The sequence below is a fragment of the Nitrososphaera sp. genome, assembly GCA_039938515.1.
Taxonomy (GTDB): Archaea; Thermoproteota; Nitrososphaeria; order Nitrososphaerales; family Nitrososphaeraceae; genus Nitrososphaera.
Window position 1 is genome coordinate 74,822 of sequence record JBDUUL010000024.1, and the last position, 19,595, is coordinate 94,416.

Sequence of the window (19,595 nt, forward strand, 5' to 3'; positions counted from 1 at the left end):
ACGGACGGCGTGGCTAGCCAGCTGGTCGATGGCTTTGGCAGGGTCGCCAAAAAGTTGCGGATCTCAATTACCGACAGGTGTAACATGCAGTGCGTCTACTGCATGCCGCAAGGAAACAACAAATGGATCGATTCTGCCGAGGTTCTGAACGATGAAGAGATCATAAGGCTTGCCAGGATTTTTGCGAGTCTTGGAATCGAAAAGATAAGGATCACCGGAGGGGAGCCGATGCTGAGATCCGGAATCGAGAAGATGGTAAGCAAACTCGCAAAGATTGATGGCATAAGGTCAGTCAGCATCACCACTAATGGCCTGTTGTTCGGAGATAAAATCAATCAGCTTAAAGAGGCAGGCCTTGCCAGCGTAAACATCAGTCTCGACACGTTCCGGCGCGAAAGGTTCGAGGCCATGACCGGCGTCGACGGCGTGGCAAGAGTCGTGAATTGCATCTCATTGGCCCGCAACGCGGGCCTTGAAGTGAAGGTAAATACCGTGGTAATCAGGGGCTGGAATGACGACGAGGTGGTTGACTTTGCAAAGTTTGCAGTGGATACCGGGCTTGCGGTAAGGTTCATCGAATTCATGCCGCTTGACGGATCCGGGATCTGGGCGCCAAACCTGGTGTTTGGCAAAGGCGAAATAATTGAAAAACTGAGGGCCGCTCTGGGCGAGCCGATCGCTCTTGGAAATCCCGGCTCGGAGCCTGCCCAGCTTTACTCGATCGGCGGGACCGGGATTGTAGGTTTTATCCCCTCTATCACCGAGCCGTTCTGTGGAGGCTGCGACAGGGTAAGGATAACTTCGGACGGCCGGTTCCTGACATGTCTCTTTGAAAACCCCGGCCATGATGTCAAGAACCTGCTTCGCGGAGGAAAAAGTGATGGCGAGATAGCAGACTACATCGCGGAGGGCATGAGGAACAAGCCTGAAGGCATAGCCGCCATCATAAGACTTGGTCGGCTCAGGCCAAAGTTGAATATGATGCACGAGATAGGAGGATGATGGCAGAAATGCTGGACAGAGATGGGCAGGATCATCCAGGCGTAAAGGTAAGGCTATTTGCATCTGTCCGCGAGATGGCAGGAAGAGGCGAGGTGCTGATAAGACTGGATGGCACCCGGCTGTCGGCAGAGAAGCTCAGGGAGAGGGTTTTTGCGATGTATCCAGAACTTGTGTCAAAACAGGTACCGTTTGTGCTGGCCGTAAATCACACTGTTGTAATCGACGAATCCAAGGTTTTCATAACCCAGGGCGACGAGGTGGCCATTCTTCCCCCAATCAGCGGAGGTTAGCGAAGTTCATTTCGATAGTCAACAGTGTCATTGACGTCTGCAAGATGCTCGCCGAGGTGGGCGATGCCTCTGCCGGCGCCACCGCATTATTTGTAGGAAGCGTCAGGGATCATAGCGAAAAGGGCCGCGTTTTTGAAATCCATTACGAATCATACAGAGAGATGGCAGAGAAAGCGATCGCCGAAATTGAAAGCGAGATTATGAAAAGATGGCATGTAAAGAAAGTGTTGATTGTGCACAGAATCGGAACTCTTGGCGTTGGCGAGGCCAGCGTCGCAGTCGCGGTGTCTGCGGAGCACAGAAAGGAAGCCTTTGACGCGTGCAGGTACGGAATCGATACCGTAAAGGCCCGCGTTCCAATCTGGAAAAAAGAAGTGTTAGAAAATGGCGCGGCGTGGGCGGAAGGAGTTTTGCCAGAGGGTGATTGACATGGCAGGCGAAGGCACCCCCGGCATGGTAGACATATCCGCCAAGCCCGATACGCTGCGATCGGCAGTCGCACGGGCGACAGTAAAGATAGGCTCCCCTGCAACGATGGAAATAATCAACGAAGGCAAATCCCCGAAAGGAAACATTTTCGACGCAGCAAGGATTGCAGCCACCATGGGGGCCAAGCGGACATGGGACTTGTTGCCGTACTGCCATCCCCTGCCGCTGGACTCGATAAAAGTTGACATTGCTGCCAGGAACCTGTCTGTTGAAATCACGGTGAGCGTGAAAGCTGTCTGGAAGACCGGCGTGGAAATGGAGGCTCTCACAGGAGCCTCGATTGCCGCGCTCACCGTCTATGACATGCTAAAGCCAGTCGATGACGGTCTATCTATAGAGTCGATAAAGCTGATAGAAAAGCGCGGAGGCCTCAATTCCTTTGCGGAAAAGTTCGATAGAAGGCTCACGGCCGCAGTGCTGGTTGCAAGCGACTCTCGACATGAAAAGGACGACGTGTCAGGCAAGGTTGTCGCCAAGAGGCTCGGCGAGCAGGGGTTTCAGGTCGTCTCTTTCAAGATAGTACCTGACGACGTCCATCGCATTGCGGCCGAGCTGAAGGAGTTCTGCGATGATCTAAAGGTTGACCTTGTCATGACTACTGGAGGGACGGGCTTTGGTCAACGTGATGTAACACCGGAGGCAACAAAGGCAGTAATTGAAAAAGAGGCGGCCGGGATCATGGAGGCGCTGCGGGCCCACGGCCAGAAGAGGACTCCTTTGTCCATGCTTTCAAGAGGGGTTGCGGGCGTGAGGGGAAAGACGGTAATTGTGAATTTGCCGGGTAGCACAAGAGCAGTCTCGGAGTCGCTTGATTCAGTGTTTCCAGGATTACTGCACCTATACAGAATGATGGAAGGACTGGGCCACAATCATTAGCGCCGTGAACGATTCGGCAACCAATACGATATTTCTGCTCGCCCCCTTATTCTTCGGGGTAAGCTTTGTCTATTCCAGCGTCGGGTTTGGCGGCGGGAGCAGTTATATCGCAATTCTCGTTCTTGCGGGAATAAGCCTGTTCATGGTGCCTCCGATTTCACTGATCCTGAACATAGTGGCGTCATCGATGGCGCTGGTTAACTATGCAAGGGCGGGGTACCTGTCACTCAGCCTGTCCGCCCCGTTCCTTTCTTCCGTGCCGTTTGCGTTTGCCTCCGCACTCATTGTGCTCACGCAGAAGGAGCTCGCACTCATTTTTGTGTTAACGATGTATGCCGCGTCCGCAGCCCTCTTGATATCGGGTACTTTGATCAAGAGGCAGCGCGAAAAGGTAATGAAACTCAATGTAAGTCGCATGAAACTTGTGGTGGTAGGCGTGCCAACGGGTTCGGCCTTGGGTGTCCTCGCCGGCGTAGTTGGCATTGGGGGCGGGATCTGGCTCTCTCCGCTGCTTATCCTGACCGGCTTGGCGGATCCAAAAAAGGCTGCTGCCACTGCTAGTCTTTTCATACTTGCAAACTCGATAAGCGGATTCGCGGGGCATTCGATTGGAAAACCAGTTGACCTCTCGCTCGTGATCCCACTTGCATTGGTGGTCCTTGCGGGCGGGCTGATCGGGTCAAGGTTTGGGGCATTCAAGTTTGACCATGACAGGATCAGGATTATAGTAGGGGCGCTTGTTGCAGTCGCCGCAACTCTATTGCTGCTGAACCAGCTGCTTAAAGCCTAAGGACTGCGTCCTGCGCGGACTCAGACATGATACTTGGGCCCAAGATCTGGAATAATCGATAAATAAGTCGCGCAATTAGCCTCTGCATTGTACAGAATTGCAGCCCCGCTTCCCGCTGTTGTTCTGGCGGTGTGTCTGGAGCAAGTCGCGCCCCAGCGTATCCCTGGCATTTATTCTAATCGACTAGTAACTACGGACGTAGGGAGGGATCGGTCTGCACTCTGTCATTAAGGTGTTTGTAGTCGGCGTCATTGCCGGCGCCGTAGCTCTGCTTTTTTCATATGATCTCCGCACGCTTGGAGGAATATTTGTACCAGAACTTGCCTCGCAAGCTCTGTTCTCGGTGACGCCAGGCACGATCGAGTCGCAGGCCATTGCAGAGCTTGGCTCCCTCGCGAAATACTCCGCGTTTTCAGGCGCCATAGTGGGCTGCCTAGTGGTGTATGGCGCAATTGGAGTGTTGCTCCTTCCTCTCTACCGGCGGCTTCAGTCGAGGGGAAAGGCACTCAACATGCTGGTATTCATGCTTGTCCCGTTTGCCATAATGCTTGCAATAGCGGTAGTCCTTACAAAAATAACCGAGATCGCGTCGCAGCCTCTTACGTTGCCCTTGATCGCCCTGTTTCTGGTGCCCCCACACGTGGCTTTCGGCCTGGTATTTTATTACCTGTTTGCAGCACCTCCCAGGCGCAAGAAACCGTCACCGGTTGTACGCGCCGGGACAGATCAGCCTGACCTTGCAGCGAGCCATGTATCTCGCAAGGTGAGCAGGAAGGAATTCATCAGCATCATGGGGGTTATTGCTGGAGGCTCCATCGCTTCTGCGCTCTTTTACCAGTGGTTCTCTAGCGGGAATGCAGGCGCAGGGTCCGCTCCCCTTGCCCCAGCTTCTCCCACGTCGCTTGCCAATTCCACGTCCATGCTGCCCGCCGCGGTACAATCACTCTACCGCTCGGAGATAACCCCGAGTGATGAGTTTTACAGGGTTGACACGAACATTGTCACTCCGCTTATCGACGCGAGCATGTGGAGCCTGATGGTGGGAGGGCTGGTGAACAACAGCCTCTCGCTTTCTTATGAGGATCTAAAGTCCATGCCCTCGGTCGAGCGTTACGTGACTCTCGAGTGCGTCAGCAACCAAGTTGGAGGAGACCTCACGAGCACCGCGCACTGGAAAGGTGTTATGCTAAAAGACGTCCTGGAGAAGGCGGGGATAAAGAATGAAGCGACCTATATTGTATTCAGGTGCTACGACGGCTACGACGTCGGAGTGCCGCTCGACCGAGGCCTTGGCGGGGCCTTTCTGGCCTACGAGCTGAACGGATCACCGCTTCCAAGAGACCACGGCTACCCCCTCAGGGCAATCGTTCCAGGCCTTTACGGAATGATGAACCCAAAATGGATAACGTCTATCGAGCTTGTCGGGACAGAATACGAAGGGTTCTGGCAGAGGAGGGGATGGAGCAACGACGCAATGTACAAAATTCATTCGACCATAGTGGTGCCTGGAAACGCCCTGGCGAAAAGGTTTGGCGACCTGGGTGTGCCGACTACGGTGAAAGTTGGAAGCAAGGTGCCAGTCGCAGGCGTTGCGTTCGCTGGAGACAGGGGAATATCGAAAGTCGAGCTCAGCACTGACGGAGGGAACACTTGGCAGCCGGCCCACATAAAGCAGCCCCTGTCAAGTGCCAATACATGGGTCCTGTGGTCCGCGGAATGGAGCCCACCCTCCGAAGGTAGGTACGAGATAACCGTGAGAGCTTTTGATGGGAGCGGAAATATGCAGGGGATGGGGTTTCAGCCGCCATTTCCTTCAGGCTCGTCGGGCTACCACACTGTCAGCGTGACAGCCACGAGGCAGGCTGCTTGAAATACTAGTACGTTGGTTGGCAACGGGCTAGCCTGACTGAACAGGGCGTTCCGCCAGCAACGTCTGGATCATGTTCTCGGTCACATCATACGACCCCTCTCCAATGTGATCGTACCTGATGTATCCAGCGGAGTCTATCAGGTACATGTGTGGCCAGTAGTGGTTGCCATATGCCTGCCATGTCTGGTAGCTGTTATCCTGGAGGACCGGAAATTGTATCCCAAATCCCTTGACGGCCGCCTGCACAGTTCCCATGTCTTTTTCAAAGCCAAACTCGGGAGTGTGCACCCCGACTATAACCAGCCCTTTGCCCGAATACTTGCTGTTCCAGTCAACAACGTAGGGCATCGTGTGCTCGCAGTTTATGCAGTCAACGGTCCAAAAGTCTACAAGAACAACCTTGCCTTTCAGGTCGCCGATGTTTACTGGACCGGTGTTTATGTAGCCGGTTATCCCGGCAAAATTCGGCGCTTTTCTGAATTGCGTTTCGTCCACTACCACTGAAGCCGTCGCGGAAGTAGCGTTGCGCGAAAGTGTTACCGTCGCGGGGCTCGCCTTGGGTTCGGCGGCCTGCGAGGATTGGTTAACGGGAACCTTTGGCTGCGAAATCTGCCGATTGCTTACGACGGAGGATCCCTCGCCGCTTGGATATAGTGCGACGACAACAAAGGCGACCGCTACGCAGGCAATACCAATTAATGCGGCAGGTACCTTCATGCGGATCCGGCCAAATACCATCCTAAATAGATTTTTCCAGATCTCTTCCGCAGCAACATGCAGTCAGCTAAAAGCAGAACCGGACTTTCTCGCGCTGAAGAATGCGTACGCCACGCCACCAACTTCAAATACAAATCCTGCCTGTTACCGATCGGTTGAACGATCAAGACGGCACATACCGCTTTCACCTGTTAAGAAGACTGGTTGGTAGCGGCCTTCCAGTCGAATGCAGGGCGTGCGGAAGGCAGATTTCTGCCATGCAGGTATGCTACACCATCTTTGTTAGACGAGAGCGCGAGTCCAACCATCTGAATTTCTGCCACAATTGTTACGAGAGCCGGATAAGTCAATTTTTTGGGGCCTGTTCGTTCACGACCTCTACCGAGCAGCCCGGGCTGATGGAATCGCTTTCTTTCTGAATTCTCTAGTCCACTCTGCCTGAAAGCAGTTCACGAAATTCTTGCCGCCAGCCTTCTGCAAGCGCCTTGACGCGAATTGCGCGCTCAAGCATCCGGGTATCAACGCGTTCCCCGGCTGCAATTCTGACGACATCTTTGACCCTGATATCATTCTCATCGCGATGTATGTTTTCGATCGCGTCTCCGACTCCAACATCTCCCTCCCGCAGAACCCTGAAGTAGATGCCTGTAAGCCTGCTTTCCATGAACTGTCTGACAATCTCCATGTTCCCAAACTTTACTCCGAGCTTGTAGCAAGGCATTCTGGGCTGCGTGGCGACTATTTCGCTCGAGCCGACCCGAAATATGTCACCGATATCGACTTGGTCTTCAAGCAGACCTTCAGTCGTCAAGTTCTCTCCAAACATGCCCCATGGCAGGTTGCGGCCAGTCACCCTTTTTTTCCAGTAATCGTAATGTTCTGCAGGGTAGGCATACACGGCCTTGTCGAATCCGCCATGAACAGTCAGGTCAGCCTGCCTGTCACCGTCGAAGTTTAGCCTGCTCAGCTTCAGCCGCCCCTCTACTGGCTCTTTGAAGATTCCGGTGGTCACGGGCCTTCCATGAAATTCGACGGTGCATGGAAGCCCCACGTTTAGCGAAAGAACCTTCGCCATCTCTACCTCTGGGTCTTGCCTCAATATTAAATTGAGAGGAGATGCATTATTGGATCTGGTACGTGAACTTCACAAGGTCGAAAAAAAGGATTCTAGCGGGGCTACATGCTCCTGCAGTCTATCAGTATCTTGCCCATGTGCCTGCCACTCTCCATCCTCTCCTGTGCCAGCCTGGCGTCTTTGAGTGCAAACACGGAATCAATGACCGGGTGGATTTTCTTGCGTGCCACAAACCGCACGAGCTCTGCCAGCTGGGCCTTTGTGCCAAGGAGGGCTCCGGTCATTATCAGCTGCTTGGTGTAAAAGGCGCGTACTGGAACAACGGCGTCGTTGCCCGAGGTCATGCCGCAAACCGCCATGCGCCCGCCTTGCTTCAGGGAGCTGATGCTCGCAGTCCATGTAGCGGCACCGACGTGGTCTATCACGATGTCGACGCCCCTGCCTCCGGTGATCTCGGAAACTCGTGCAGCAATGTCTCCGGTAGTGTCAATGACATAGTCTGCGCCAAGGTCCTTTGAGAAATCCCTTTTCTCTTCCGTCGAGGCGGTGGTAATCACCATGGGTACCCCCAGAGCCTTTGAGAGCTGTATGGTTGCCATTCCAATTCCGCTTGAGCCACCGTAAACCAGCAAGGTGCTGTTTTTGCCCGCCCCATTGGTCCTGAGCATGTTCCAGGCAGTGAGGTACGAGACTGCCAGCGTCGCCGCAGCCGCGGTCCCAAGCGAGCTCGGAATGTCAATAATATTTCGCGCCGGGACTGACACCAGCTCCGCATAGCCGCCGTCATAGTCGCTCATCCCGCCAATAATCGCAAACCTGCTGCACAGGTTTTCCGCGCCTGACCTGCATGCGATGCACCTGCCGCAGCTGATGCCGGGATAAACGAGAACGCGTCTTGTCCTACCTTTGGCCCCCTCGACGCGGCCCACGATATCGCAGCCGCAGATATGTGGAAGCCGGATCGTTCTGCCCTGTATGCCCTGGCGCGTCCAGATGTCAAGATGGTTTACGCCGCAGCACTCGACGCGGACGGCTACATTGCCCTTGACGGCCGCAGGGTCGGGAAACGAGTCATGGTACCTGATTACGCCGGCGGGCCCATGCTCGAAAAACGGGGCGGCCCTCATTGAGGTCTCTTGATGTTGTGCATTGCTTCCAGGTCGGGCCTGAAGGGGGCGAGTTTTTCCGGCACCTCGATGTCAATCGAGTCTTTAAGTGAGAGCGGCTTGCCCGTCTCCTTTGAAATGGTCTCCTTCTTTTTGTTCCAGACAAGGGAGTTAAAGTCCGTGATGGCCTTTGTGGTCTCGCTCTGGCCAGTTTGCTGCGAGCCGGATTTTATCGAGCTCAGGTAATCGTGGAGGTGTATGCTCTTGCCGTCTGCGTAGATCTTGTCCCAGAGCTCCTCCGTGGCAAAGGGCGTTATGGGTGCAAGGAGCAGGAGTATTGTAGAGAAGCACTTGTGCAGCGTATAGAGCGCTGACTGGTGGCCCGGATGGGCGGTGTCGTAGGCGCGCCCCTTGACCATCTCGACATAGTGCGCCGCAAAGACGTTCCACGTAAACTCCCTGATTGCGTTGGCCGGTATCCAAAAGTCATACCCGTCATATCCCCGCTTGCACTCCTGTTCGAGCCTGCCTAGCTCGGCAAGAATCCATGCGTCTGTCGGCACCAGTTCCGCTGGTTCTTTGGCCACCGGAAATGAGGACAAAAAGCGCGCAATGTTCCAGAGCTTTGAAAGGAACTTTTGCGCTCCGGCGATCCTCTGCTCGGAGCAGCGAAAGTCATAGCCAAGGCCTGTCTCGCTCGCGGACCAGAAGCGGAACGTGTCAGCGCCGTACTTTTGAATCACGGGAAATGGGTCAATGACGTTACCCTTGCTCTTGCTCATTTTTTCGCCCTTCTCGTCGACACCGTAGCCCATTATCCACGCCTCATGCCACGGGATTTTGCCGGTCAGCTGCACGCAGCGGAGCATGGTGTAGTGCAGCCAGGTGCGAATGATGTCCTTTGCCTGCGGCCGAAGCGCCGTGGGATACCCGTAGGAAAACAGCTGCTCGTCTCGCCCGTACCTGGTAACGTAAAGAGGCGAGATGCTCGAATCCATCCAGGTGTCAAAGGTGCGGTCCTCGCCGGTAAAATCTGAGCCTCCGCACTTTTCGCAGCGCTCAAAGGGCGGCTTTTCCTTCCACGGCCGGTAGTAGCCGCCTGGAGATGGGAGGTTTGGCGTACCGCAGCTGTTGCAGTACCAGATTGGGATTTCGGTTCCGTAGAACCTCCGGCGCGACACGGGCCAGTCAATGGCAACCGAATCGAGCCAGTTGAGGAGTATCTGGCGGTGCATCTCGGGATGGAATTTGAGTTCCGTCATGGCAAGCTCTCTGAGTTTTGGCACAAACTCTAGCTGCTTGACGTAATAGTCGTGCAGCGGGATAATCTCGATGGGGGTCTTGCTGCGCTCGCAAAGCGGTGTGCTGTGCATGATGCTTTCCTCCTTTTCAACAAGCCCCGCCGCCTTTAGGTCGTCTACGATCCGCGTCCGCGCCTGGTTTATCCGCAGGCCCTGGTACTGCCCGGCGGCCTCCGTCGTGACGCCGTTTTCGCTCAGGGCCACTATCTCCTTGAGCCCCAGCTCGCGGAATACCTGCACGTCGTTCTGGTCGCCATAGCTGCACACCATTACGGCTCCTGTTCCAAACTCGGGCTTGGCCGAGTGGTGCGGTCGGATTTCCACCTGCCTTTCAAAGATAGGAATGGAGGCGTGCTTGCCCTGAAGCGCCCTGTAGCGATCGTCTTCGGGGTTTACTATTACCGCCTGGCAGGCAAAAAGAAGCTCCGGCCGCGTCGAGGCAATGGTCAGCGTGTCGCCGGTTTCCGCAACTTTGAACTTCATGTGCACTAGCTTTGTGGGCAGGTCGTCGTGGATAATCTCGGCATCGGCTATCGTGGTTCCGCAGTCAGGGCAGTAGTTGTTCGGCCTGTTTGCCAGGTAGACGAGCCCCTGCCGCCAGAGGCGGATAAAGGTCGCCTGGGTGAGCGAGCGGTAATCGTCAGAATCAGTCCTGTAGTAATTTGCAAAATCCCCTGACAGCCCCATGCTCCTCATAATCTCGAGCATCTCGGCTTCAAGGTCGTCCAGCGCGCCCTTGCAGAGGTCCAAGAACTTTTGCCTGTCCATCTGGCGCATCCGGATCTTGTACTTTTTCTCGGTGTAAATCTCGACTGGAAGGCCGTTTCTGTCAATGCCTATGGGAAAGAGCACGTTCTTGCCAGACATCCTTGCGGTGCGGGCGATCATGTCTATCTGGGCATAGTGCGCCGCGGCTCCAATGTGCCAGGGCCTGCCGGATGGGTAGGGAGGCGGCGTGTCAATGACAAATGCGGGCCTGCTCCTGTCGGCCGGCAAAAATGCATAGGTATTATCGTCCTGCCACCTTTTGAGTATAGACTTTTCAATTTCCGGGTTCCAGGAGGTCGACTGGATCTTGGGTTCTGGCATCTCTGTTCCGTGCTTTTCCTCACTGAACCTGGTGCCGTTATTAAGGTTGACCTGAAAGGTGTCGCCGGCTGGCTGGTGGCAAAAAGAACGCGCCGCCTCGCACCCTGTGCACAAGATATTAATATTAACCTCCGCGCAGTCCATTTCGTGAAGTTTGCAGACTGGTTCCCTTACTATCAGGGAATTCGGGCGGAATTTGGCTACAGCACAGAAAAGGACCAGGAAGCCGCAAGGATCCTGTCGGAACTGATAAGGAAGAAAAAGACACCAGGCGACACCAAGGTCCTGCAGAAAAAGATCTCCCGCAAGAACGTGATTGTAGTCGGGGCTGGCCCCAGTCTGGACGACGAGGCTGAAAGTGAAAAGATAGTAAAGTATCTGAAGAAGAACAAGGTGGCTGTCAAGATAGCCGCAGACGGCGCGGCGCTGTTTCTGCTTGAGCACAAGATAAAGCCGGACATTGTCGTTACGGACCTTGACGGCAGGCCTTCGGCGCTTCTGGACGCGGAAAAACGCGGGGCCATCATGGTCGTCCATGCGCACGGCGACAACGTCGAACTGATAAAAAGGATTGTACCCAAGATGAAAAAGCTGGTTGGCACGACCCAGGTAATGCCGCTTGACAACGTGCATAATTTTGGCGGCTTTACGGACGGCGACAGGGCGGTCTTTCTTGCTGAAGAGTTTGGCGCCAAAAAGATAGTGCTTGTCGGCATGGACTTTGGCAGTGCTCCGGGCAAGTACTCCAAGGAAGATGTCAAGGACCCGGAGCTGAAAAAGAAAAAGATGGACGCAGGCAAGCGCCTCCTTGAGATGCTTGCAAAGCAGTCGCGCTCAGAGCTTGCGGACGCCTCCAAAAAGCCAATCAGGGGCTTTGCACCGCTGGTAACGCGCTAGCCATGGTCAAGCAGCGCCAGGCACTGTCCATAGTTGGGATGGTCGTTGCAGTACTTGGCGCGGTGGCGTGGTATTACCACCAGTACTTTCCGGCAGCCATCCTGTGGATAGGCGCGGGTGCGATAGCAATATCCATAAACAGGCGCAAGCGCGCCAGCGTGCAGAAAAAGAAGGACCGGCAGGCCGGCAGGTAACGACGGCAATATTATAAATATCATTTAAACAGGAGATTGGACGTAATCAGTGGATGTCAGGTTATACTGAAGAGGATATCAGGCGCGCCGCCGACATCAGGGAATGGCTTGTCAAGCAGATTTCAGACAAGCAGGACGAGGTCGACAGGCTGCGCATCACGCTGTCGGTGATTGACAGTCTGCTAAAACAGGGTAGCTTCAGGGCTGCCGCAGCGTTCTCGGGTACCCAGAGAAGTCCGCCTGCCGCACAACCTTCCAGGCAGAATCCGGCTGCAGCTTCAACGGCGGTGCCGCCTCAGGCAACTCTGCCTGCAATGAAGTCAAGCGACAAGGAAGTCAGGCCGCTCAAGAGGGCCAAGGACGACATGATGCTTGCAAACGCAGAGGTGACGCCGGCAGCAGTCACGATTACGCCGGTACAGGGAATAAACCTGAACTCCAACACGCCCCCGTTCAAGTCGTTTTTTATCAACAGAATAGTCGAGGGCATGAAGAGCAAGGACGCCACGCTGGTTACGCAGGGCTCGCTCAAGGAGTCAGACGCCCTTACGTACATCGTGGAGGAAGACCCGGCAAACGTTATCAGGAAAATAACGATAAACAACTACAGGGACAAGGAGAGGCTTAATGAGATATTCAACACCAGCTCGTGGGTATTTACCAGGATGCTGGAAAAGGGCGGTCAGTAGGCCGCCATGGACAAGATAGTAGTACTTGACTTTGGCTCACAGTACAGCCACCTTATCTGCAGGCGGATAAGGGAGGCAAACGTCTACTGCGAGCTTCTGCCATACAACACGCCTCTGAAGGTAATCAAGGAGATCAATCCAAGTGGCATCATACTATCCGGAGGCCCTGCAAGCGTCTATGCGCAAGGCGCGCCCAAGCCGGACAATGGCATCTTTGCGATGGACAAGCCGATTCTTGGGATCTGCTATGGCCACCAGGTCCTTGTGGACAGCTTCGGAGGCAAGGTGAAAAAGGCCGCGACAAAGGAGTTCGGGCGCGCGGGCCTGAAGATTGACGACGGGTCAGACCTATTCAAAAGCGTTGGGCAGAACATCAACTGCTGGATGAGCCACGGCGATGCGGCCGAGCAGCTGCCCGAGGGCTTCAAGGTGCTTGCGCACACGGACAGCTCTTTTTCGGCTGCGATTGGAAACCCGGCCAAGAAATTCTACGGAATCCAGTTCCACCCTGAGGTGGTGCATACGGACAAGGGCACGCAGATTCTGAAGAACTTTGCGCAGCAGATTAGTGGCGCCAAGCCGGACTGGGACATGGAGAGCTTTATCGAAAATGCGATCCAGGAAATCCGCAGCCAGGTGGGAGATGAAAAGGTGCTTGCCGCCGTAAGCGGCGGCATTGATTCAACAACCGTAGCGGCCCTGATGCACAGGGCAATTGGCAGCAACCTCAGGTGCCTGTTTGTGAACCACGGCCTGCTGAGGCAGGACGAGGAAAATGAAGTGTTGAAGCTGTTCCGCGACCACCTTGGGATAGAAGTCATTTACGCGGACGCGGAGAAGCAGTTCCTTGACAAGCTCAAGGGGGTTGCGGACCCGGAGCAAAAGCGCAAGATAATCGGAGAAGAGTTTGCCCATGTCTTTGCTGACGTGGTAAAGAAGGAAGGGCCTTTCCAGTGGCTTGCACAGGGCACGCTGTATCCCGACGTGATTGAAAGCGGCGTGTCAAAGGGGCCGGCGGCGGTGATAAAGACCCACCACAACGTGGGAGGCCTTCCCAAGTGGCTGCAGCTCAAGGTTATCGAGCCGTTACGCTACCTGTACAAGGACGAGGTGCGCAAGGCTGCAAGACTTCTTGACGTGCCGGATGAACTGTTAAAGAGGCACCCGTTCCCCGGGCCCGGCCTTGCCGTCAGGATTATCGGCGAGGTCACGCCGGAAAAAACTAGGGTATGCAAGATGGCAAGCAAGATTGTCGAGGACGAGCTTCGCATTGCGGGGTGGTACGACAAGGTGTGGCAGGCTTATGCGGCAGTAGGGGACGACAGGGCCGTTGGGGTGCTTGGAGACGAGCGGGTGTACGGGCACATTGTGATGATAAGGGTTGTCGAGTCGGTCGACGCCATGACCGCGGACTGGTCCAGACTGCCATACGAAGTCATTGAGAAGATGAGCAACAGGATAACGAACGAAGTTGAAGGCGCAACGTGGGTAACGTACGCTGTGTCAAGCAAGCCACCGGCGACGATCGAGCCTCAATAAAAATAGAGATCCCCCCTTTTGTGCGGGAAAATCCGCGTATTCTCGTAAAGCTTAGGTACATAGCATAGCAGCAAATGCGGCAGTGAAATCGCTATTTCTGACAGGCTATGGGCTGTCGGTAAGGGTACAGAATACGAGGCTAGTATTCAGGCAGGGCAGCAATGACCCGTTTGGTAAAGAAAAACCGGAAGTGCTGGAGAGGCTGTCTGCGTATCCTTGATACACCTAGCAACAGTTCTCTCATCCTAACCAAGCTCCCTTGCTACCTTGGTGTAGCTCAGGTGAAGTTGGTAGACTTCCCGGATTTTATTTTTCATTTCGACGGTAAGTGTCCCCATTAGCTCTTCACACGGACCCCAATGCTGGCATGTGGGTCAGTATGTAGTAGTTACCAAGCTAGACGCAGCTATAAGCATTCGTGACGATTCATCTGCATGATTCAACGGCGTTAGTGAGACGCTCCATTTCATGTTCGAACGGCTTTGACTCCCGGTTACATTAAGCGTCATAGCTTTGATTAATGGCAAATTGCTGCAAACGCAAGCAGGTAGCGACTGGTGTGCTAGTTTCAACTGATAGCAATGTGCCAAAGTGCAGGATACGCTAGGTGTCCCACCTATCTCACCTTAATGCCCTATTTGCTTTCCTAATCCGTCTGATAGATAATATGCCCATAATTAGCGCCACTCCACAACCTATCAAGACTGCAGAAATGAATGGGTCAGGAGCTGATGCAGCATGGGAACCGCCGCAAACCGTTCCCGGTCCTCCAATGCATACATTAGGCAGAGTTTGGTTTCCGCCATACAAATCGCTAGCCAAGACGATTGAAAACAGGGCTGATAGGGCAATCAATCACAGTAATTATGTTTTACATAGTTATAGACTTCTCGCAAGCTTCATTTCTATGTCCTGGCGCTCTCGCAATTATGCCTCAAGGCAATCCCTTAACAGCTGCGGTGGTTGCGGGTCTTTTGCGAGTAAGGATGAACTGGAAGCAAGCACTACTTGCAGTACTGGCGTCCCTCTCGGTGATTGCTTCTTTCAATATTGCATATGCTCTGCAAATTCCAATGAAAATCGAGAGGTCATTTCCTTTCGGTTCAATTCTTAATGTATATGATGTTGGTATCGATTCAAACTCCGGTCTGCTATTTTTCAGTGATGATGACAATCACGCATTAGTCGCGATCGACATGAAAGAAAATCATACCAAGAGTATTGCAATAGGTGGATATCCGTATCGGATTGCGGTCAACCCTGCAACGAATAAGGTATACGTCACACATGCTTGCAATTGCCAAGCGGGTTATTCGGTCAGTGTAATAGATTTCTCAAAGGGGTTTAACGGCTCGAAGGTAGTTCAGATTGAGAATGCAAGCATACCGTACTCAAGGATAGCCGTGAACCAGAATACGAATCGAGTGTACGCCACCTCATCCGATTCCATTACCGTTATCGATGGCTCTGCCGACAGGGCAATAGGCATTATCAATGTCCCTGCATCGGACGTCGCTGTAAACTATAACACGAATACTATCTACGCAATTGACAACAATGATACACTTTACAAGATTGACGGCTTAACAAACGCAATAATTTCAAGAATTACAGTTGGGAGTACCAGCTACTCAAATACCTCGCAGTCATGGAGCACAGTTAGACCGTTCATGCTGGCAGTAAATCCAAATACAAACGTCGCATATTTGCTAAATTCCATAGATTCGTCAGCGCAGCAAGGTGAGTTTTCTCTTTCCCAGTATCACTTGATGGCAGTTAACGGTAGTTCAAACACGATCATAAACCCAAGTATCACCGTGATAAGCGGATTGAATACTGAACTCAGCATGAATCCGAACAACAACCGGCTTTACGTTATTCAAGGTGATAGCGAAATACTGACGCTTGACGGGAGGACAAATCAACTCGCATATGCACTGGCAAATCCTGTGCCCCCCTACTATAGAGGGGTGGTTATTGATACCTCGACGAACAAATTGTACATTCATAGTCAAACAGGCATATTCCAAATATCAGACAGCGGAATTGCGGCGCCTGAATTCGAGTCATTTCCCTTAGCAATTGCATTTGCTTCAGCAGTTATGACTATACTAATATTGCAAAAGCACAGAAAGTCAGAGCGAAAATAATTCCATTTGGAGAACGCAAGAAATCAACTGACTATTCAACGATATAGGATATTCGTTTGGGCGAGAGCAGGCAATCAGGGCAGACACAAGCATTTGTGTCTATCACTGACGAACGTTGAATATCAGGATCTTTGCACCAACATTGCAAAGTGTCAAAGCAAACAAATTCCTCGGTACATCTCACACACTGCTTGAGCATGCGATGGTAATCAGGTTGGTGCCCTTATGTTTTTTGCATAAGAAAACCTGCTTTCTTGGAATCCAGTCTCAAAAGAAGATTTTGCATTAGGACTTATCACTCGCAAGATTCAATTCTATCACCTTTCAATAACGCAGTTGTGCCTAAGGGTAACACCTTGACTGCTGCGGTGGTTGCTGGTTTGACAGCAGGAATTATGTTCATTGTTGCAATTGGAATACTTTCACCGACCTTACAAATGCCCGCAGAACAAGACTATTCCAAGGTTTCCATAAGTGGCGTAAATGACACCTACTTAGTCAATCAAGAGGTTCACTTTGCGGCAAGCGTTGAAGGGTATGGGCTTAGCTGCTTCACAGGACATGCTTATGTCAGGCCTTATAATGGTACAAAATCAATAGCGGGTGATTCGTACTTTTCACCATCATGCGCTGCTAATGAAAAGCCGAACCGTTATGCATTGGGCATTTTTGGAATGAACCAGCATGGCTTTACTATTAGCCAGCCGGGGAACTATACACTCGTAGTGACGTTTGGAAATGCAATGGCTGAGAAGAACTTTGTGGTAACCAAAGCAACAGTGGGTTCAAACGCTGGCGTTTCACAGATTGATTTGGCACGGAGTCAGCTTTGCGTAAATCCGTATCATGAAAACGCATTTTCCAATAGCAGCATATTGACAATTCGCACTCCTGTCTTTCTCATGAATGAGGGACAGTCCGCAATGATATGTCTGCAATACCATCCAGATTCAGGACCTTCAGGTAATCTGAATGGTGACACCGGAGTCTTTACAAGCAATGCAACTGATCCCAATCCGACAAATAAGGTCCATGTCACAGGCAAAGTCTTGAACGTGACTGCTTCAGGAGCGTTCTCGATTTACAATCTGACATCTGACAGCAACTCAAAGGGAGTATATCGTATACTAGTTGACTCATTCTGCGCAGGTCTGCCATTAGCTGTTGGATACAACTCAACAAGTGAAATTGACCAATCTCAATTTTCTTGGTTAGAGGGGACTTACACTTGTGCGTCTATGTCGGGTTACTGGAGCGTGACTGGCACAACTGGATTGGAAGTTCAAGGGTATTCACTAAATGCAACGCAACAGTAACTTTGTTTTTTAAACAAGAAATCTGCCAGTTACTTGCGATGTGTCATGATGCAGTTAGTCACTATCAGGAAGCCAGCCTTTCCCATCGCATGTCATGCACTTTGCTATTTGTGCTGGATTCAAAAGCCGAGCTGATGGACCACCTCCTGATAGCAGTCCAGTGCCTAGGCATTTAGGACATAGTTTTGGCATTACGAGTTATTGCAATTTCAAAGACTTAAAGTGACTGTCGAGACCCTACATGATCTTTCAGGACGTGTACGTTCAAAAACAGGTTCAAGAGGTCTGATGGTTTGTCGATGTGTCAGGAAATAACTATTGCCTAGATTCGCGCTCAAATGTTAACATGGCACTGTGCTCACGATGTCTAAAGGAATGCGTCGATTTTCTGTCTTACGCATCAGATACTAGTTCTGTGTTGGCTAAGGAGAAACAGTCACAGAATAATACGCATTATGAGCAAATGCCGTTTTGAACCCTGTAAGCGATGTCGAGGTGGTGTCTATCCTCCACGCGTGTGTTGAGGTATTGGAATTGAAATAAACATATGCTGCAATGGAAGGCATGGAATTCTGCATGGAAGTTGCGGCGTCGACGAACCAAGCAGATTTCAAGTTGCCGCCGTCTCCGGCTTCTATAGTTCCAGTTTCGGCTATCATTATAGGCTTGGTCGCCTTGTAATCATTGTATACGCTCTGGAAGATGCTGGATGTCATTACCCACGGCGAAGGATCCCTATTGTACCCGTCTATGCCAACCCAGTCCACATATGCGTCTCCAGGATAGTAATTCTTCCAGTTGTTCCAAGAATCGCGTGGAACACTGCCGGCATTAGGCGTCCATACCCAAATTACATTGGTTGCGCCTTGAGCAATGAATAGGTCATGGATGTGTTTGTAAGCGGCGATAAAGTTTGAAGGACCGGTCGATGAACCACCATTGTGCGAGCCATCGATAGCAGGAATCCAGTTGCCATTCATCTCTGAGCCCCATCTGAGAAATACGTGTTTACCTTGTTGTTTGAACACATTGGCATAAGCCTTCAGACCTGTATCGTAACTGCCAGATATTATGGAGGTGAGAAGAGGAGTGGTCCCAGGCATATCCCATGTGATAAGAGGGATATGACCGGTTGCAAAGTCGTTGCTCATAATATTTGAAAGATCAACGCCGACGGTCTGAAGTCCACTGTAGAAGTGCTGGTTAATGACCACTGACCTGCCAAGCTGGCCCTCAAAATGCGAAATTCCGCTGTCATCGTAAGCCCCTAGCAGCACTCCTGTCGTCGGGACTAGTGTCCCACTGGGTCTGCTGGTTCCAGAGCTCCCGGATGGAATGTATTTCAAAGCCTCGTTAAGGTATACGTAATATGGAGAGGGAATATTATTCCAGTATACCACCCACATTTTGTCGGCAAGTCCGAGCTTGGTCGCAATCTTTTGAATGTCGTCCCCTGAAACTACCGTATAGTAGCTGTACGCCAAGTTAGTAGGCAAATACCAGAGCTGTTCATTCAAATAGACATAGTACGGAGAAGGAATATTGTTCCAAGTTGCAAGGAGCGTCTTGTCGGCAAGTCCGAGCTTGGTCGCAATCTTTTGAATGTCGTCGCCAGCGACCACGGTGTACCATAATGCACCAGGAGGCGCGGACGACCCAAGAGCGACAGGGATATGCGGCCAAAAGCTTGAAACGAGAATTCCTGCCATAACAGCCATTATAGGCACCTTGAAATTTCGCAAGAATGTTTTGTGCATATTTACTATAGATAAAGCTTATGTAAGAATATACTATGAACATCACTGACTCCGATATCCCAAGAACTGAAAGAGCAGCTAGAATATTAGTTCGGGCGCTCAAATTTTGCACGAACGATATCTTGTTTGAGCGCCTTTCTTGGAACAGGCGCGGCCATTTCAAAAAATTGCATTTCTGCAGTTTTCATAAAACCATAACCGACTAGACGCTGCTCACATTTGCCGTTAGAAGGCTCCCGGATTTAACAGACGGTAGGTGGATATCGACGAGGAAAACCCCTCCAAGCAGTTCTCTGGGTTTCTTTCACATCATCGCCACAGTCTCAGACTCGATAGAGGTTGCACCATTTCCATTCAGAACAAAGAATAGCATGATAATGTTTCCAACAGGCTAGTTCGAAACTTTTGTCACACTTGAGGAGTTGAAATGGTTTGTAAGCTCAATCAT

19 protein-coding genes are annotated in these 19,595 nt (G+C 52.0%); 13 read left to right on the forward strand and 6 right to left on the reverse strand.

All coding sequences use genetic code 11. The annotated features are described in order from the left end of the window. Positions 1 to 9: 9 nt before the first annotated feature. The 6 genes from moaA to ABI361_13060 all read left to right on the forward strand — a co-directional run bounded on the left by moaA (position 10) and on the right by ABI361_13060 (position 5,317). Positions 10 to 1,002: a GTP 3',8-cyclase MoaA gene (moaA, locus tag ABI361_13035; protein MEO9321584.1), complete on the forward strand. Its 993-nt coding sequence runs from the start codon at positions 10 to 12 to the stop codon at positions 1,000 to 1,002. An 8-nt stretch (positions 1,003 to 1,010) separates the two neighbouring features. Beyond that, positions 1,011 to 1,292: a MoaD/ThiS family protein gene (locus ABI361_13040; protein ID MEO9321585.1), complete on the forward strand. Its 282-nt coding sequence runs from the start codon at positions 1,011 to 1,013 to the stop codon at positions 1,290 to 1,292. 29 nt (positions 1,293 to 1,321) lie between these two features. Then, positions 1,322 to 1,720 carry a molybdenum cofactor biosynthesis protein MoaE gene (locus ABI361_13045; GenBank protein MEO9321586.1) on the forward strand — a complete coding sequence of 133 codons (399 nt, stop codon included), beginning with the start codon at positions 1,322 to 1,324 and terminating at the stop codon, positions 1,718 to 1,720. 1 nt (position 1,721) lies between these two features. Beyond that, positions 1,722 to 2,657 (forward strand): bifunctional molybdenum cofactor biosynthesis protein MoaC/MoaB, encoded by a 936-nt coding sequence (moaCB, locus tag ABI361_13050; protein MEO9321587.1) that lies wholly within the window; start codon positions 1,722 to 1,724, stop codon positions 2,655 to 2,657. A 4-nt stretch (positions 2,658 to 2,661) separates the two neighbouring features. Then, a complete protein-coding gene (locus ABI361_13055) occupies positions 2,662 to 3,447 on the forward strand; it encodes a sulfite exporter TauE/SafE family protein (GenBank protein MEO9321588.1) in 786 nt (261 codons plus the stop codon). Between the two features lie 232 nt (positions 3,448 to 3,679). Next, positions 3,680 to 5,317, forward strand: a complete 1,638-nt coding sequence (locus ABI361_13060) for a molybdopterin-dependent oxidoreductase (GenBank protein ID MEO9321589.1) — start codon at positions 3,680 to 3,682, stop codon at positions 5,315 to 5,317. A 27-nt stretch (positions 5,318 to 5,344) separates the two neighbouring features. Here ABI361_13060 and ABI361_13065 read toward each other — a convergent pair whose 3' ends face one another. The 5 genes from ABI361_13065 to ABI361_13085 form a co-directional block, all read right to left on the reverse strand. Then, on the reverse strand, positions 5,345 to 6,034 hold the full coding sequence (locus ABI361_13065) for a redoxin family protein (GenBank protein ID MEO9321590.1): 690 nt from the start codon (positions 6,032 to 6,034) through the stop codon (positions 5,345 to 5,347). A 191-nt stretch (positions 6,035 to 6,225) separates the two neighbouring features. Continuing rightward, the gene (locus ABI361_13070; protein MEO9321591.1) at positions 6,226 to 6,384 is read right to left on the reverse strand and encodes a hypothetical protein; all 159 of its coding nucleotides are present in this window, start codon (positions 6,382 to 6,384) and stop codon (positions 6,226 to 6,228) included. Positions 6,385 to 6,458: 74 nt separating this feature from the next. Continuing rightward, complete coding sequence (locus tag ABI361_13075; protein MEO9321592.1) at positions 6,459 to 7,133, reverse strand: MOSC domain-containing protein; 675 nt, start codon at positions 7,131 to 7,133, stop codon at positions 6,459 to 6,461. A gap of 77 nt (positions 7,134 to 7,210) precedes the next feature. Next, entirely contained in the window at positions 7,211 to 8,236 is a 1,026-nt protein-coding gene (locus ABI361_13080) for a zinc-binding dehydrogenase (GenBank protein MEO9321593.1), read from the reverse strand. After that, positions 8,233 to 10,605 carry a valine--tRNA ligase gene (locus tag ABI361_13085; protein MEO9321594.1) on the reverse strand — a complete coding sequence of 791 codons (2,373 nt, stop codon included), beginning with the start codon at positions 10,603 to 10,605 and terminating at the stop codon, positions 8,233 to 8,235. The genes ABI361_13080 and ABI361_13085 overlap by 4 nt, the downstream gene beginning before the upstream one ends. Positions 10,606 to 10,752: 147 nt before the next feature. Between ABI361_13085 and ABI361_13090 the strand changes: the two genes are divergently transcribed. The 7 genes from ABI361_13090 to ABI361_13120 all read left to right on the forward strand — a co-directional run bounded on the left by ABI361_13090 (position 10,753) and on the right by ABI361_13120 (position 17,390). After that, on the forward strand, positions 10,753 to 11,502 hold the full coding sequence (locus tag ABI361_13090) for a 6-hydroxymethylpterin diphosphokinase MptE-like protein (protein MEO9321595.1): 750 nt from the start codon (positions 10,753 to 10,755) through the stop codon (positions 11,500 to 11,502). 2 nt (positions 11,503 to 11,504) lie between these two features. After that, positions 11,505 to 11,696, forward strand: a complete 192-nt coding sequence (locus ABI361_13095; GenBank protein MEO9321596.1) for a hypothetical protein — start codon at positions 11,505 to 11,507, stop codon at positions 11,694 to 11,696. A gap of 53 nt (positions 11,697 to 11,749) precedes the next feature. Next, the gene (locus tag ABI361_13100; protein ID MEO9321597.1) at positions 11,750 to 12,385 is read left to right on the forward strand and encodes a hypothetical protein; all 636 of its coding nucleotides are present in this window, start codon (positions 11,750 to 11,752) and stop codon (positions 12,383 to 12,385) included. Positions 12,386 to 12,391: 6 nt separating this feature from the next. Beyond that, positions 12,392 to 13,924: a glutamine-hydrolyzing GMP synthase gene (gene guaA / locus ABI361_13105; protein ID MEO9321598.1), complete on the forward strand. Its 1,533-nt coding sequence runs from the start codon at positions 12,392 to 12,394 to the stop codon at positions 13,922 to 13,924. Between the two features lie 82 nt (positions 13,925 to 14,006). After that, complete coding sequence (locus tag ABI361_13110; GenBank protein ID MEO9321599.1) at positions 14,007 to 14,144, forward strand: hypothetical protein; 138 nt, start codon at positions 14,007 to 14,009, stop codon at positions 14,142 to 14,144. A gap of 709 nt (positions 14,145 to 14,853) precedes the next feature. Continuing rightward, on the forward strand, positions 14,854 to 16,074 hold the full coding sequence (locus ABI361_13115; protein MEO9321600.1) for a YncE family protein: 1,221 nt from the start codon (positions 14,854 to 14,856) through the stop codon (positions 16,072 to 16,074). Positions 16,075 to 16,430: 356 nt separating this feature from the next. Continuing rightward, positions 16,431 to 17,390, forward strand: coding sequence for a hypothetical protein (locus ABI361_13120; GenBank protein ID MEO9321601.1), 960 nt, complete (start codon positions 16,431 to 16,433; stop codon positions 17,388 to 17,390). A gap of 422 nt (positions 17,391 to 17,812) precedes the next feature. Here the strand turns inward: ABI361_13120 and ABI361_13125 are convergent, their stop codons facing one another. Next, entirely contained in the window at positions 17,813 to 19,108 is a 1,296-nt protein-coding gene (locus tag ABI361_13125) for a glycosyl hydrolase (GenBank protein MEO9321602.1), read from the reverse strand. Positions 19,109 to 19,595 lie beyond the last annotated feature (487 nt).

Coding starts and splice junctions, on each gene's coding strand:
- ABI361_13040 (MEO9321585.1), top strand. CDS start 1,011: ATGCTGGACAGAGATGGGCAGGATCATCCAGGCGTAAAGGTAAGGCTA.
- moaCB (MEO9321587.1), top strand. CDS start 1,722: ATGGCAGGCGAAGGCACCCCCGGCATGGTAGACATATCCGCCAAGCCC.
- ABI361_13065 (MEO9321590.1), bottom strand. CDS start 6,034: ATGAAGGTACCTGCCGCATTAATTGGTATTGCCTGCGTAGCGGTCGCC.
- ABI361_13080 (MEO9321593.1), bottom strand. CDS start 8,236: ATGAGGGCCGCCCCGTTTTTCGAGCATGGGCCCGCCGGCGTAATCAGG.
- ABI361_13085 (MEO9321594.1), bottom strand. CDS start 10,605: ATGCCAGAACCCAAGATCCAGTCGACCTCCTGGAACCCGGAAATTGAA.
- ABI361_13095 (MEO9321596.1), top strand. CDS start 11,505: ATGGTCAAGCAGCGCCAGGCACTGTCCATAGTTGGGATGGTCGTTGCA.
- ABI361_13100 (MEO9321597.1), top strand. CDS start 11,750: ATGTCAGGTTATACTGAAGAGGATATCAGGCGCGCCGCCGACATCAGG.
- guaA (MEO9321598.1), top strand. CDS start 12,392: ATGGACAAGATAGTAGTACTTGACTTTGGCTCACAGTACAGCCACCTT.
- ABI361_13115 (MEO9321600.1), top strand. CDS start 14,854: ATGCCTCAAGGCAATCCCTTAACAGCTGCGGTGGTTGCGGGTCTTTTG.
- ABI361_13125 (MEO9321602.1), bottom strand. CDS start 19,108: ATGGCTGTTATGGCAGGAATTCTCGTTTCAAGCTTTTGGCCGCATATC.